At 61.2% G+C, this 14,916-nt stretch carries 16 protein-coding genes; 9 read left to right on the top strand and 7 right to left on the bottom strand.

What is annotated here, in order from left to right; genetic code table 11:
• Positions 1 to 40: 40 nt before the first annotated feature.
• The 7 genes from HKD27_RS10185 to HKD27_RS10155 form a co-directional block, all read right to left on the bottom strand.
• Entirely contained in the window at positions 41 to 964 is a 924-nt protein-coding gene (locus HKD27_RS10185) for a bifunctional riboflavin kinase/FAD synthetase (protein ID WP_194689407.1), read from the bottom strand.
• Complete coding sequence (gene mtnC, locus HKD27_RS10180) at positions 961 to 1,644, bottom strand: acireductone synthase (protein ID WP_194689408.1); 684 nt, start codon at positions 1,642 to 1,644, stop codon at positions 961 to 963. Before mtnC ends, HKD27_RS10185 begins: the two co-directional genes overlap by 4 nt.
• Positions 1,645 to 1,653: 9 nt before the next feature.
• Entirely contained in the window at positions 1,654 to 2,220 is a 567-nt protein-coding gene (locus HKD27_RS10175; RefSeq protein WP_194689409.1) for an acireductone dioxygenase, read from the bottom strand.
• A 2-nt stretch (positions 2,221 to 2,222) separates the two neighbouring features.
• Positions 2,223 to 2,849 (bottom strand): methylthioribulose 1-phosphate dehydratase, encoded by a 627-nt coding sequence (locus HKD27_RS10170; RefSeq protein WP_194689410.1) that lies wholly within the window; start codon positions 2,847 to 2,849, stop codon positions 2,223 to 2,225.
• Positions 2,849 to 3,103: a twin-arginine translocase TatA/TatE family subunit gene (locus HKD27_RS10165; protein WP_011252794.1), complete on the bottom strand. Its 255-nt coding sequence runs from the start codon at positions 3,101 to 3,103 to the stop codon at positions 2,849 to 2,851. Before HKD27_RS10165 ends, HKD27_RS10170 begins: the two co-directional genes overlap by 1 nt.
• Before the next feature lie 70 nt (positions 3,104 to 3,173).
• Entirely contained in the window at positions 3,174 to 3,662 is a 489-nt protein-coding gene (locus HKD27_RS10160; RefSeq protein WP_011252793.1) for a CHAP domain-containing protein, read from the bottom strand.
• A 2-nt stretch (positions 3,663 to 3,664) separates the two neighbouring features.
• Positions 3,665 to 4,279 carry a regulatory protein RecX gene (locus HKD27_RS10155; RefSeq protein ID WP_194264989.1) on the bottom strand — a complete coding sequence of 205 codons (615 nt, stop codon included), beginning with the start codon at positions 4,277 to 4,279 and terminating at the stop codon, positions 3,665 to 3,667.
• Positions 4,280 to 4,345: 66 nt separating this feature from the next.
• Between HKD27_RS10155 and HKD27_RS10150 the strand changes: the two genes are divergently transcribed.
• The 9 genes from HKD27_RS10150 (at position 4,346) to HKD27_RS10110 (ending at position 14,909) form a co-directional block, all read left to right on the top strand.
• Complete coding sequence (locus HKD27_RS10150; protein WP_194689411.1) at positions 4,346 to 5,935, top strand: D-aminopeptidase; 1,590 nt, start codon at positions 4,346 to 4,348, stop codon at positions 5,933 to 5,935.
• A 168-nt stretch (positions 5,936 to 6,103) separates the two neighbouring features.
• Positions 6,104 to 7,300, top strand: a complete 1,197-nt coding sequence (locus tag HKD27_RS10145) for an aspartate aminotransferase family protein (RefSeq protein WP_194689412.1) — start codon at positions 6,104 to 6,106, stop codon at positions 7,298 to 7,300.
• Positions 7,222 to 8,250 (top strand): ornithine carbamoyltransferase, encoded by a 1,029-nt coding sequence (gene argF / locus HKD27_RS10140; RefSeq protein ID WP_228518442.1) that lies wholly within the window; start codon positions 7,222 to 7,224, stop codon positions 8,248 to 8,250. Before HKD27_RS10145 ends, argF begins: the two co-directional genes overlap by 79 nt.
• Complete coding sequence (locus tag HKD27_RS10135; protein WP_194689413.1) at positions 8,250 to 9,179, top strand: Hsp33 family molecular chaperone HslO; 930 nt, start codon at positions 8,250 to 8,252, stop codon at positions 9,177 to 9,179. Before argF ends, HKD27_RS10135 begins: the two co-directional genes overlap by 1 nt.
• Positions 9,176 to 10,135: a hypothetical protein gene (locus tag HKD27_RS10130; RefSeq protein WP_194689414.1), complete on the top strand. Its 960-nt coding sequence runs from the start codon at positions 9,176 to 9,178 to the stop codon at positions 10,133 to 10,135. Before HKD27_RS10135 ends, HKD27_RS10130 begins: the two co-directional genes overlap by 4 nt.
• A 19-nt stretch (positions 10,136 to 10,154) precedes the next feature.
• A complete protein-coding gene (locus tag HKD27_RS10125) occupies positions 10,155 to 10,970 on the top strand; it encodes a hypothetical protein (protein ID WP_194689415.1) in 816 nt (271 codons plus the stop codon).
• Between the two features lie 147 nt (positions 10,971 to 11,117).
• Complete coding sequence (locus HKD27_RS10120; RefSeq protein WP_228518444.1) at positions 11,118 to 11,819, top strand: gluconate 2-dehydrogenase subunit 3 family protein; 702 nt, start codon at positions 11,118 to 11,120, stop codon at positions 11,817 to 11,819.
• Between the two features lies 1 nt (position 11,820).
• A complete protein-coding gene (locus HKD27_RS10115; protein ID WP_194689417.1) occupies positions 11,821 to 13,599 on the top strand; it encodes a GMC family oxidoreductase in 1,779 nt (592 codons plus the stop codon).
• On the top strand, positions 13,596 to 14,909 hold the full coding sequence (locus tag HKD27_RS10110; RefSeq protein ID WP_194689418.1) for a cytochrome c: 1,314 nt from the start codon (positions 13,596 to 13,598) through the stop codon (positions 14,907 to 14,909). Before HKD27_RS10115 ends, HKD27_RS10110 begins: the two co-directional genes overlap by 4 nt.
• Positions 14,910 to 14,916: the final 7 nt, after the last annotated feature.

Genomic DNA, 14,916 nt, shown 5'->3' with positions numbered 1-14,916 from the left:
AAGAAGGGGTTCAGCAGAATTGGGAAATGAATGAAGAAATTCAGACGCCGAGAATGGCCCGAGCCTGCGCGGCATCTGCTGCGATCTGGGTCTTGAGTTCGTCCAGACCGGAGAACCTCTTTTCCTCGCGCAGGAGCGCGATCAGGGCGACACTCAAGGTCTTGCCGTACAGGTCTTCGTTGAAGTCGAAGAGATGGACTTCGAGCCGGCTTTCCTGACCGTCATTGATGGTCGGACGGCGGCCGATATTGGCGACGCCGGCAATGACCCGGCCATCCGGCAGCGTGACGCGCGCGGCATAGACGCCGCGTGCGGGCTCGACATGCTGGGTCAGGGGAATGTTGGCGGTCGGGAAGCCAAGGAGGCGTCCGCGCTGGTCTCCGTGCATGACGGGACCGGTGATGCTCCAGGGACGGCCAAGTTCCTGCGCCGCGCGTTCGGGATAACCTTCCTGCAGCAGGCGACGGATGCGGCTTGAGGAGATCGGGCCGCCCTCATCGGAAAGCTGGGGCACGATAGTCAGCCCGATTCCATGAGGTGCCAGAAGGGTTTCAAGGCGCTCGATATTGCCGGTGCGACGGTGGCCGAACGCGAAATCTGCCCCGCAGGCCACATGGGCCACGCCAAGGCCGTTGACCAGAACATCGTTCACGAACTGCTCGGCGCTCAGATGCGAGAATTCCGCATCGAACGGGATCTGGAAGACATGATCCACGCCCTGTTCCCCGAGAGCGGCGGCGCGGACATCCGGCAGCATCAGGCGGAAAGGCGGATCCTGCGGGCGGAACAGCGTACGGGGATGGGGATCGAACGTGACGACCGAAAGCGGATGATCGGGACGCGCCATCCGCAGCGTATCGAGCAGACGGACATGCCCGCGATGCACGCCGTCGAAATTGCCCAGGGCCGCAACCGTATTGCGGGCAGAGGCAGGGATGTTGCGCCAGTCCGTATGCAGGATCATGCGACGGGCAGGCCGAACTGGGTGGAGACGGCGTTCAGGTCCGGTGCCTGCGGGACGCCCGGATGGGGAACGGTGCCGTCCTGCTCACGGACGAGCTGGCAGACGCTCAGCCCTGCTCTTTGAGCGGCGTCCAGTTCGGCGCCGATATCGGACAGGAACAGGATTTCGTCTGCGGGCAGACCGACGGCCGCTGTGATCTTTTCATAGGACGCTGCGTCTTTTTTTCCGCCGGTCGAAAGATCGAAGAAATCCTCGAACAGCGGCGTGAGGTCACCCTGCGCCGTATGACCGTAAAGCAGCTTCTGCGACGGGATGGAGCCTGACGAGTAGACGGCCAGACGCAGACCGCCTTTCGACCAAGCCTTCAGGGCGGGCGGGACATCCGGATACAGATCGGCCTGAAGGGTTCGATCCTCAAAGCCCTGACGCCAGGTCAGACCCTGAAGCGTCTTGAGGGGTGCGGCCTTCACGTCCGCCTTCATCCAGTCCTGACAGACCTTCAGCGGGTCCTGCCCCGGATGCTCCATGACGATATCCGCACGGGCTGCCACGACCGTCGGGTTCGTATGATCCTGCATCAGGGCCGGGAGAGCTTTCGCGGCGTAAGGGAACATGACGTCCCGCACGAAAGAGATCGGCAGGGTTGTACCCTCGATATCAAGCAGGACGAGACGGATCATGGGGGACTTTCAGGAGTTGCCGGAAGCTTCGGCAGGCACTTCGGCCGGGAAACGGTTGGCAATGTCATCGCCGGTATATTGCGCGATCCAGCCAGTCGTGTCGGTGAAGACACGCAGGGCTACGACGTCCGGCGATGGTCCGGCGTCGAACCAGTGCGGGATTCCGGCAGGAACGGAGATCAGGTCGCCTTGTGTGCACAGGACGGAATAGACGCGACCGCGGATATGCAGGACGAACGCCCCCTGCCCATGCACGAAGAAGCGGACTTCGTCTTCGCTGTGTGTATGTTCGGACAGGAATTTTTTCCGAAGCTCCGGAAGGTTTGGCGTCGTGGCGTTGATCCGCACCACGTCCGCACTACCGGCACCCGTCTCGCCCATCAGCGTGTCGAGATAGGGGCGATAGGCGTCCAGCACCTCTTCTGCTGGCGCGTCGGGCGGCGGAGTGACCGGAGCGGACCAGCGATCGAAGCGGATGTTGTGGGGACGCAGGGTCTCCGCAATCTCGCCGGGCGTGGTGACATCCAGCAGGATCGTGTCGGGAGCATCATCGCGGTAGACGGTCAGGCGGCTCATGATCAGGCCTTCTTCTGCAGACGGGCGAGTTCGCAGGCCAGCAGGAACTCAAGCCCTTCAAGACGAGCCAGGGCCGTGAACATGTCTTTGCCCCAGACATAGACGCCGTGGCCGCGGATCAGATAGCCGAGGCGCATATCCGCGAGTTTTGGAGCGACGACCGTGGCCAGACGCGCGATATCCTGATCGTTATGGAACAGGGGCAGTTCGAGGCTGGTATCGTGGGTCGTCTGGCCCTCGAACACCTTGAGGACCTCATAGCCTGCCAGCGTGATCGCGTCGGACGGTTCATCCATGGACAGGATGGTCGCAGCCACGGAGTGACCATGCAGCACGGCCCCGATCGCGGGATCATGGGCATAAAGCTGCGTGTGCAGGAGCGTTTCCGCGCTGGCACGGTTTGCGCGGTCGACCGGAACACCATCGGGGGTAATCTCGATGACGTCGCTGTCCGTCAGGAAACCCTTGTGGCCACCCGAGCGCGTGATCGCGATGCGACCGTCCGGCAGGCGGCAGGACAGGTTCCCCGCCGTGGCCGGAACCCAGCCGCGCTGGTCCATCCGCTGGCCAGCCTGCACGATCTGACGGCTGGCATTGCCCCAGCTTTCATCAACCTTGAGGTTCTGCATCAGACCTGGTTGCGGTGTGTTTCGCTGCTGGTCGTCTGGCTGTAGCCGGGATTCTGGTTCGGCGGAGAGATGTGACCCGGAGCCTGCGTGGCGTCCGTCGCGGTCATGGATTCATCGTCGGCCATGTTCTTCTTGAAGGACTTGATGCCCTTCGCGAAGTCTCCCATCAGGCCGCTGATCTTGCCGCCGCCGCCAAACACGACGAGCAGGACGACCGCCAGGATCAGCCAGTGAACGGGGCTCATGCTGCCCATAATGTATTACTCCGAAAAGCCAAGGCCACCATCATGTGGCAAGGCTTGGGCGATTGTGCAAGCGTTCCTCTCAGGAAGCGTCGTCACTGTCGTGCGATGAAATGAAGCCATAGGTCGGATAAGCGCGCTTTCCGAGGCTGTGAACCGGCGCCCACCAGACGCGCACCAGCGTCCAGTCATTGCGGGCGGAAACATCCGTCACGGGGACAGCGCGATCGATGCGGCCGGGTTCCCAGTTGGCATGGTCAACGAGGATCGTGCGGTCCGAAACCTGCCGGCGCACGATGGAGACATGGCCGCTGGGCACGCGGGAGGTGGCGCGGAAGACCAGGACTTCTCCGGGTCGGGGCGTATGGGTATGGGCATAGCGCCCGGCGGACTGTCCCCACCATGAGGCGGCGCTTCCGCTCAGTTTCAGGCCGGTGCGCTCGCGGGCGTAGGGTGCGCATTGCAGTGGACCATTGAAGCTGGCGCGGCTGTATTCATAGCGGTTGCCGCAGGCCGCGAGGACGACCAGAAGACCCAGCGGCAGGCAGCGGAAAAAGCGGGGCATCATCATCTTCAGAGACTGCGGAAGGCGATGATGCGGTCTTCCGCCTCATCGGAGTCCATGTCGAGCACGCTCTGCGCGACATCACGGGAGAAGCCGTTGCGGGCGAAGACGCCCAGTGCCTTGAGCGGATCTTCCTCTTCGCGGTCGGGTCTCTGGAACGGGCCGAGACGGCGCTTGCGGGCCAGAACGAGGGCGGCGGCGAGTTCCGCTTCCTGCGCGCTGCTATCCGAGCGTTCACCGAGCGAGTCGTTGAGGGCTTCGCGGGTCGTGTCCTGATCCACGCCCTTGTTGGCAAGATGGGCTTCAACGGCCCGGCGGGAGCGTCCGGTCCGGGTCAGGCTGAGCGCGCGGTTGCGGGCATAGCCGGCATCATCCACGGCACCGAGATCGGTCATGGACGCGACGATTCCGTCGATGGCGGGACGCAGGGATGCAATAACGGATTCGATGTCTTCGTTCGGCAGACCCGCCCGGGAAGCGCGCACGCCCCAGCGGCGCAGGCGGCGGTCCAGCACCTGACGCAGGCCCTGTTCGGTCGTGGCAAAGCGGGCGAGATGCGCCAGCGCCGCTTCACGCAGGGACGCTGCATCCGGGACGGGTGGCGGGGCGGGACTGTCCTCCATAATGCTTCGGAGTATGCGGTGTGAAAGGCATTTACGGCAAGACGCCTTGGAGCCATCATTCCCGGCATGAGCGATTCATTTTCTGCCCCTTTGGCTGCCCGTCTTGAAGCGGCCCTCTCCGCCCTCCCTGCCCGCTTTCCCGGTCCCGGCGGGGCCGTGGCCGTTCTGAAGGACGGAGAGGTTCTGGTCCGGCATGGCTGGGGCTATGCGAATGTGGAACGCCGCATTCCGTTCACGCCGTCCACACTGTTCCGCATGTGCTCCATCACCAAGCAGTTCACCTGCGCGACGCTGCTGGACCTGTATGATGATCCGTCCGAACTGGACGCGGATGTGGATGCGCGTCTGCCGCAACTTGATGAGCCCTCACCGGGAATGCTGCATCTGGCGCATAATCAGTCCGGCCTGCGGGATTACTGGGCGGTGGCGATGCTGCATGGCGCGCCCATCGAAGGATATTTCGGCGACCGGGAGGCACGACGCGTCATTGACGGGACGCGGACGCTCCAGTTCCAGCCGGGCACGTCCTATTCCTACGTGAACCAGAATTTCCGGCTGATTTCCGATATTCTTCAGGATCGAACGGGGCGCAGCTTTGCCGAACTGCTCCAGACATCGATTTTCAATCCTGTCGGCATGGAACGCGCAATCCTTGCGGCCGAAACACGCGCCATGCCGGATGGAACGGTGGGCTACGAAGGAACCGTGGAGAGTGGATTCCGGCCGGCAGTCAACAACATCTGGTGGACGGGCGATGCCGGACTCGGCGCTTCGCTGGATGACATGATCGCCTGGGAGCGCTTCATTGACGAGACGCGCGACACTCCGGACAGTCTTTACCGGCGCCTGACCGTTCCGGTGGCATTCAGCGACGGACAGCCTGCGCCTTACGGGTTCGGGCTGCAACGGACGACGATGTTCGGCCGGGATGTCACGATGCATGGGGGCGCCCTGCGGGGCTGGCGGTCCCATCGGCTGCATGTCGCGTCCGAGCGTCTGTCCGTCGTGGTGATGTTCAATCATATGAATGCGGCGCAGGTTGCCTCTGCGCAGATCCTGGCTGCGGCTCTGGGTGTGCCCTACGAGCCCGAGCGCAGCACGCAGCAGCCGACGGCGCTGTATGGCACCTATCTGGAACGGGAGACGGGGCTCTCGGCCCGAATCGAACCCGCGCCCGGTGGGGCGAAGTTGCGCTATCTGATGATGCCGGAGCTTCTGGAAGGCATTTCAGCCACGCGCGCCGAGGCGGGCTCGGTCGTCGTGAAGGCGCAGGAGACTGCGGATGGCCCGGAAGCCGTAATGGAACGTCCGGGCGAGAACCGCACCGGCATCCTCGCCCGCTGTGATGAAACGCCCGGCGAGGACATTGCCGAACTGGCCGGAGTCTATCGCTGCGAAGAGCTGGACGAGGCCGAAGTGACCATCGAACTGGCTGGTGGCGTGGTTTATGGCGGTTTCTCGGGAATACTGGGAGATGGCCGGATGGAAATGCTCCAGCGTCTGGCGCGGGATGTCTGGGTTCTGCCCTGCCCGCGCGCGCTGGATCATACGGCTCCCGGAGACTGGACGCTGGCATTCGAACGGCAGGGTGGCAGCGTGACGGCGGTGCGTGTCGGGTGCTGGCTGGCGCGGGATCTGATGTATCAGCGGGTCTGATCTGCCGGGTTAACTGCGACATTCTGTTGCATCGGGGTTTGACTGAACGCCGTTCTGCCCTTCACTATGGGTTTGCGGAACTTGAAGCCCTGCTCCGGGCAACCAGAGCAGGGTTTTGCGATTCCGCATAAACCGTTTCGTTTTCAACCAGATATTCAGAGATCCATCATGATCCCCGCGCTGATGCCAAACTACAAACGTGCCGACCTCGCTTTCGAGCAGGGCGAAGGCGTCTGGCTGACGGCGACGAACGGACGACGATATCTGGATTTCGGGGCCGGCATTGCCGTGACCTCGCTGGGGCATGCCCATCCGAAACTGGTGAAGACCATTGCGGAACAGGCCGCAAAGGTCATGCATGTCTCGAACCTGTACCGGATCCCCCAGGCCGAGAAGCTGGCGGAACTGCTGGTGCAGAACACGTTTGCGGACTCGGTGCTGTTCTGCAACTCGGGTGCGGAAGCCAATGAAGGCATGGTCAAGATGATCCGCCGCGCCCAGTTCGAGAACGGGCATCCGGAACGGACCAACATCCTGTGCTTCAACGGTGCGTTCCATGGCCGGACACTCGCCATGATCTCCGCGACGGGCAATCCCGCCTACCTCAAGGGCTTTGGCCCGGTGGTGGAAGGATTCGACCATGCGCCGTTCAACAACACCAACACTCTGCGTGAGGCCATCACGCCGCACACGGCAGGCATCATCGTCGAGCCCGTTCAGGGTGAGAGCGGCATCAAGCCGGCGACCCGTGAGTTCATGGAAGGGCTCCGCGCCGTCTGTGACGAATTCGGGCTGTATCTGGGTTTTGATGAGGTCCAGACCGGTGTGGGCCGGACGGGCAAGCTGTTCGCGCATGAATGGTATGGTGTCCGTCCGGATGTGATTTCCGTAGCCAAGGGGATCGGGGGGGGCTTTCCGCTCGGCGCCGTCCTCGCGACGGAAGAGCTGGCGCGGCATCTGACTCCAGGCTCACACGGGACGACCTTTGGCGGCAATCCGCTGGCCTGTGCGGCGGGTGTGACTGTTCTGGAAGAAATCCTGAGCCCCGGTTTTCTGGAGCATGTCCGGAGCGTCGGAGAGGCGTTCGGGAAGATGCTGGAAGATGTGGTCAGCCGGTCTGAAGGTGTTTTCGACAATGTCCGCGGGATTGGGCTGATGCGGGGGCTGCACTGCGTGCCGCCTGTCGCGGACGTCATGCAGGCCGTGCTGAATCAGGAGCTTCTGACGGTCAGCGCCGGGGACAACGTGCTGCGCCTCGTCCCGCCGCTGGTCGTGACGGAAGCCGAATGCCGCGAAGCCTGCAAAAGGCTCGTGAAGGCGGCTCACTCCCTGAAAGCCCCTGCAACGCAGGAGAACGCATCGTGAGCACCACAGCAGCAACCCTCACTCCGAGACATTTCCTGGATCTGCGGGATTTCAGCCCCGAGGTCATCCGGCAGATCATCGACCTTTCGGCGAAGGTCAAGGCTCTGCAGAACGGGCGCCGGCAGCCCCTCCATCCCGATCGCCCGCTGGAAGGCCGCAGTCTTGGCCTGATCCTGGCCCAGCCTTCGACCCGCACCCGTGTGTCGTTCGAGGTGGGGATGGGACAGCTTGGCGGGTCCGTTTCCGTGCTCTCGCCGGGCGACATGCAGCTTGGCCGGGGCGAGACCGTGGCGGACACAGCCCGTGTCCTGTCGCGTTTTCTGGACGTGATCGTGCTGCGGACCGGCAATGACGCCAATCTGCGCGAACTGGCAAAATGGAGTTCGGTGCCGGTCATCAACGGCCTGACGCCTGTTTCCCATCCGATCCAGATCCTGGCGGATGTCCTGACATTCGAGGAACATCGCGGACCGATCCGCGGCAAAACGCTGGCCTGGATCGGGGATGGCAACAACGTCGCCACTTCCCTGATGGAAGGCGCGGCCCTTCTCGGCTTCAATGTCCGTCTGGCAACGCCGGAAGGCTTTGCTCCCAACCCCGATGCTGTAGCGTGGGCACGGGCTCATGGCGCGACAATCGAGATTTTCCAGGACCCTGCAGAAGCTGTGGCCGGGGCGGATGCAGTACTGACGGATACCTGGGTCAGCATGGGAGACAAGGACCGTGAAACGCGCCTCAAGGTGTTCCAGCCCTATCAGGTTGATGGGGCCCTGATGGCAAAAGCTGCGCCCGATGCCCTGTTCCTTCACTGCCTGCCTGCCCATATCGGAGAGGAAGTGACGTCCGAGGTCTTTGAAGGCCCTGCGTCCGTCGTCTTTGATGAGGCGGAAAACCGCCTTCACACGCAGAAGGGCCTGCTGCTCTGGGCCCTGGGGAAAGAAAACGGCTGATGGATACCCCCCCTTTTCTTGATACGAACCGGCCTGAGGTTCCGAACATGGTCGTTTCGGGCGGTGTCATGCCGTTCTATCTGGAACGTTCGCCGGTCCGGGGTCGTCTGGTGCGGCTCGGACCACTGGCGGATGCCATCCTGTCCCGTCACGACAATCCCGATGCCGTTTCCCGCCTTGGCGGCGAGGCTCTGGCACTCGTAGCCGCCATGGTTTCGGCCCTGAAGTTCAAAGGTGCCTTTTCCCTTCAGGTCAAGGGCGATGGGCCGGTTTCCATGCTGGTAGCGGATGCGACGGATAGTGGGGATCTGCGATTTTTTGCGCGTCTGCGTGAAGATGCCGATCGCGATGCGCTGCCCGGAACCGCCACGGAGCTTCTGGGCGACGGCTACATGGCCTTCACCATCGACCAGGGGCCGGACATGGACCGGCATCAGGGCATCGTGGACCTGACGGGCACGACGCTCGCCGATATGGCGATGAACTATTTCCAGACCAGCGAGCAGCATGACTGCTGGATCCGGCTGTTCTGTGCGAAATCGGCTGACGGCTGGAAGGCCGGTGCACTGGTTCTGGAACGGATTGCGGCCGAAGGCGGCATCGAGACCACCGAACAGGACAAAGATGCGTGGGAAACCGCCTGCACGCTGGCCGAGACGGTGACGGAGCAGGAAGTCCTTGATCCGGACCTGTCGAACGAGCGGCTGATCCATCGGCTTTTTGGTACGCTGGATGTCCGTCTGGGCACTCCGCGCGCACTGGCCTATGGCTGCCGATGCAACCGGGCAAGGCTCGCATCCGTTCTGGAAACATTCCCCGATGACGACCTCGACCACATGGTCGAAAATGGCGCCATTACGATGAACTGTGAATTCTGCAACGTGGGTTTCCGATTCACGCGCGACGAACTTGGAGCACGCTCTGCATGACTCTGCCACTGCTTGATGACGTGAAGCTCGATGGCTTTCCGGTCGAGCAGCTTTATCCCGGCTGGGCGCCCCTCAGCCGGGCGCCGGTCGCGGATGATTTCAGCGTTGTGGTGTTTACTGAAGCGAGCACCAGCCGGCAGGCCTGCTGGTGGCTTGAAGGCGAAAATTATCGTGCCAGCCATGTTCTGGCGCTGGATCCCTCCTTGCGGAAACGCCTTCTGACCGCCATGGATCCGGTGTTCTGGCCGCTGGCATCAGGAGTGCTGGGCTCTCCCCTGCCCGACCAGACCGGACCATCCTGCGACAGCCTGCCCGAAATTGCCGTGAACGAGCTTGCCGGTTCCTGGCTTGAAGGATACGCACCGCATACGCTCCTTCTGCCATCAGGCCATGCAGATAGCGGCGAGGCACTGCCATGTCCGAACGGCCGCAAAATCGGCGCAAACCGGATAACGGTCCTGCTGGCTGCCCAGCGCGGAAACGGCCCGCTGATCGTTTCTTCGCCCTTCACGGCGCTCCCCCTGCTGGCACAGATCACGTTCCAGACGGGCCCTCTGAGTGTCAGCCGCTTTCAGGAAGCCGATACGGTTTTCTACCTGATATGGAACGACGCTCTTCCGGCCCTTCGCCCCTCTTTCTACTATCCCGATGCTCCGCTGCTCATCAGTGATGATCCGGGCGGTGCCATGATCCCGGGGATGATCCTGAGCTGGTATGCGCGCCATCCCGAACATGCAGCGCTGATCCGTGAGGCACGCCCCTTCAGGGCCGAGGATTTCGGCGTCGGACAGGCGTCCGGCCTGCACCCGCAACCAGTGGACGAAAATTCGCCGCCCCCACCGGCTGAGCCAGCTCCCTCGCCGCTCCCAGTGGAACAACCGGCTTCCGCTGCCCCCCCTCAAGCGTCTAGACAGGGGCTGAAAAGTCGACTCAAGTCCCTTTTCGGTCGTCTGTAGCGCCTTCAGGAGACAGGATATGCGCGTACGTTACTGGACTGGTCTGAGTGCTTTGGTGCTATCCCTTGGCGTGGCGGCATGCTCCGATGGAGATGCGGACCAGACCTTTCCTCCGCTTGATTACAGCTATCTGTCTCAAATCCATTTGAACGTGGCCTCCATTAACGTGCAGGACGAAGCTCCCGCTGCGCCGGACTCACTGTCCGCAAAGGCCCCTGTTGCGCCGGACCAGGCTCTGAAGGCCATGGCAAACCAGCGTCTGGTGGCCAGCGGAACCTCCGGCAAGGCCGACTTCATCATCAAGCAGGCCTATCTGAACCGGGCAGGCGATAACGTGGTGACCGGCGCCATGGACGTACAGCTCAACGTCGCGGATGCCGGTAACCAGCATACCGGTTTCGTCCATGCGCGCATCACCCACAAGCTGGATGCGGGAGACCGGGATCCGACCTCGCGCAAGGAACTCTATACCCTTACCAGCCAGATGATGCAGGACATGAACGTGGAACTGGAATTCCAGATCCGCAAGAAGCTCCTTTCCTGGATGACCGATGCCGCCGGAACTCCGCTCGTCAATGGCGGTATCCAGCAGCAGACACTTGGAGCACCTGGAACAGAACCAGTGCCCGCCCCGACAACGCCAGCACTTTCTACAGAGACTGCCCCGGAATCAGCCACGGCTGAAAAAGCCGCAGCACCCGCTGCCGCTCCGAGCACGCCGGACGCCATTTTCCCCACAGGATCCGATACCGAGGCGGCAACGACAGCCACCCAGCACTCGCCGCAGCCCGGAACACTGAAGCTTCCCTCAACAGACAGCACTGAAACGCACTGATTTACGCCTCTCGTCATGTTGTGATGAGCACATGGCTGGTGAACTGCGCCTGCCTTCGTTAGGGAGAGGGCATCCCTTTTGTAAAATGACTGTTTCCAGATTTTCTGTCATTTCTGGTTCTACTGTCCGGAGAAACCTGTGCCCCCCATGGAACCGACACTGAACCGTCCGCTCCGCCGCAGTTTCGTGAAGGGGCTTCTTGGGACCACATCATTCTGGATGGCTTCGGGAAACGCCTCATGGACGGCAGCGCTGGCAGCTGAGGCAGCCCATCCCTATCAGCCCACCTTTTTCGATGCGATGGAATACCGGTTTGTAGAGGCAGCCAGCGAGCGCCTCTTTCCTGCTGACGATAACGGGCCGGGTGCAAAAGCGCTGGGGGTGGCGGAATTCATCGACCGTCAGATGCAGACCTCTTATGCCCGGGGGGGAAACTGGTACATGTCCGGCCCCTTCCAGCAGGGACCAGCCAATCTGGGATATCAGCTCCCTTTTGTCCCGCGCGACCTGTATCGCAAGGGCATCGCAGGCGTTGAGCACTACACCCGACAACATTACGGCAAAGGCTTTGCAGACCTCCCGCCGGCGCAGCAGGATGAAATCCTGACGGCGCTGGAAGGAGGATCGGTCCAGCTAGGCGAAGTCCCGGGACGCGTCTTTTTTGAGCAGCTCCGGACCAATACACTTGAAGGCGCCTTCGCCGATCCGCTTTACGGCGGCAACCGGGGACTTGGCGGCTGGATCATGCTGGGTTTCCCTGGCGCCAGGGCGGATTTCATGGACTGGGTCAATCAGGAAGGCGCTCCCTATCCCCTCGCGCCGGTCTCCATTTCAGGGGAGACCGCTTAAGATGAGCAGGACACATGTCGATGCAGTCATCGTTGGCGCTGGCTGGGCTGGCTCGATCATGGCCAAGGAACTGACCGAAGCCGGACTGTCAGTCATCATGCTGGAACGTGGCCCGGAGCGGACGACACCCGTCGAAGGCGCCTATCCGGAATCAATCGATGAACTGCGTGGCGCCGTGCGCAAGCGCCTTTTCCAGAACCTGTCCCAGTCCACGGTGACAATCCGCAATACGATGGATCAGACGGCACTGCCTTACCGTCAGCTCGCAGCCTTTCTGCCCGGAGAAGGCGTGGGCGGCGCAGGACTGCACTGGTCGGGAGTGCATTTTCGCGTTGCCCCCGAAGATCTGAGACTGCGGAGCTCCGTGATCGAACGCTACGGTGAGAAATTCATTCCCGAAGGCATGAACCTTCAGGATTATGGCGTCACCTATGAAGAACTCGAACCGTTTTTCGACAAGGCGGAAAAGGTCTTTGGCACGTCTGGGGAAGCTTACAAGGTTCAGGGGAAAATTGTCGGAAACGGAAATGTTTTTTCTCCGGATCGTTCCGATAATTTTCCACTCCCAGCCATGAAGGACACCTTTTCAGCATCGATCTTCCGCGATGCTGCGAAAAATGCGGGATATCATCCCTACGCCCTGCCGGCTGCCAACGCATCACGACAATACACCAATATCTATGGCTGTCAGATGGGGCCATGCAATTTCTGCGGCTATTGCAGCGGCTATGACTGCTATCTGTATTCCAAGGCCTCGCCCAACGTGAATATCCTGCCCGCATTGCGGCAGGACCCAGGATTTACCCTGATCCCGAATGCCCATGTCCTGCGGGTCGATCTCGACAGCACGAAAACAAAAGCAACTGGCGTGACCTATCTGGATACGGAAACCCGGGAAGAAACCTCGCTTTCTGCCGATCTGGTGATTCTGGGGGCGTTCCAGTTCAACAATGTTCATCTGATGCTGGTGTCCGGAATTGGAAAACCTTACGATCCGGTCAGCAATACCGGGACAGTCGGGCGCAATTTCGTCTACCAGACCATTACATCCTCGCGCATCTGGCTCCCCTCCTCGACCTACACCAACCAGTTCGTCGGGGCCGGCGGGGCCGGTGTCGCCATTGATGATTTCAACAGCATGAATTTCGACCATGGGCCGCTTGGTTTTGTGGGGGGATCGCCTGTCTGGGTCAATCAGGCGGGCGTGAAACCGATCGCCGCCGCTATAGGCGCCGGCGGAGGGGGAACACCACGATGGGGCTCGGCCTACAAGAACGCCCTGATCAATACCTACAAGCATTCGCTGGGTATTGATGCCCATGGAAGCAATATGGCGTATCGGGATGTCTATCTGGATCTCGATCCGACATGGAAAGATGTTTACGGGCAGCCACTGCTTCGCATGACCTTCACGTGGAAGGACAATGATATCCGCATGAACCAGTATGTCGTCAGCAGGATCGAACCCATCGCCCGCGCGATGGGAGCGACAAAGATGAATCTGGTTCATCTCAATGCCGGGCAGCCCTTTGACACCCGCAATTATCAGACCACCCATCTGGGAGGCGGCGCCATCATGGGAGACAATCCCCAGACAAGTGCGCTCAACCGCTATCTCCAGAGTTGGGATGTGTCCAATGTCTTTGTCATCGGATCAAACGCGTTCCCACAGGGAATGGGCTATAATCCAACGGGAATGGTGGCCGCTCTGGCCTACTGGGCCGCACATCACATCCGGACGACCTACCTGAAGTCCCCTGGCCCCCTGGTGAAAGCATGAAGGGACCGCTGGTCATCGCCTGCTTTCTGGGGATAGGTCTCACAGCAGAAGCCACAGCGCAGGACTCTAACAAAGTCATTGTAGAAAAGGGACGCTATCTGGCCGCAGCGTCCGACTGCGCTGCCTGTCATTCCGTTCATGGCAAACCGGAGTATTCCGGAGGTGTATCATTTTCCCTGCCAATGGGAAAAATCTATTCCACCAACATCACTCCGGATCCCGATCACGGGATCGGCCGCTATACGGAAGCCCAGTTCGGACAGGCATTGCGACAAGGCATCCGCCGGGATGGTGCGACACTTTATCCTGCCATGCCCTTTCCGTCCTACGCCCGACTGACAGACAGCGATATCCACGCTCTTTTTGTCTATTTCAGGGACGGCGTTAAAGCTGTGCCGGTTTCAGCGCCCGAGAACGAAATTCCCTGGCCACTTTCCATTCGCTGGCCTCTGACATTCTGGCGCTGGGCCTTTGCTCCCACGCCCCATAAGGCCATCGCCAGCACGGCAGGAGAGTTCACCGATCCACTCCTTGCACGAGGCGCCTATCTCGTGGAAGGGCCGGCTCATTGTGGCGCCTGCCATTCCCCGCGCGCCATCACAATGCAGGAAAAAGCCCTGACTGCGCATGACGGCAGTCTTTATCTGGCTGGTGGCGCGCCAGTAGATGGCTGGACGCCACCATCACTCCGCCAGGAAAACCGAACCGGACTGGGTCGCTGGAGTGAAGAGGACATCGTTTCATTCCTCAAGACCGGCCGTTCGAACACCGGCAGCGTTTTCGGCTCCATGACCTCCGCCGTTCTGCACGGTACACAGAAACTGACCGACAACGACCTGCACGCCATCGCACATTATCTCAAAACTCTGCCGGCCGCCGACCGGACACAGACGCCATGGACGTATGATCCCACGATCACCGACCAGCTTCACAAAGCAGATCTCTCCTCACGCGGCGCCCGCATCTATGTCGACCGGTGTGCAGCCTGTCACCGGACTGATGGAAAAGGCTATCCAGCCGTCTTTCCAGCCCTGGCTGGCAATCCTGTCATGATGCAGAGCGATGCTATGTCTCTCGTTCACATCGTCCAGAAGGGCGCAAGTCTTCCTGCCATGACAGCCGCTCCCTCCTCCATCACCATGCCTGCTTTCAGTCACAAACTGACCGATCAGCAGATTGCCGATGTCGTGACTTTCATCCGCCATGCCTGGGGCAACAACGCCTCTCCTGTTTCAGCCGAAAACGTCAGACAGTTCAGCAAGACCATGCCTCCACCAGATATGGCAGATGATGCGGTCTCACTGAACTGAACGCCGC

Source organism: Gluconobacter sp. R75690 (assembly GCF_015244525.1).
GTDB lineage: Bacteria > Pseudomonadota > Alphaproteobacteria > Acetobacterales > Acetobacteraceae > Gluconobacter > Gluconobacter potus.
This window is presented reverse-complemented; position numbering and strand designations above follow the sequence as displayed.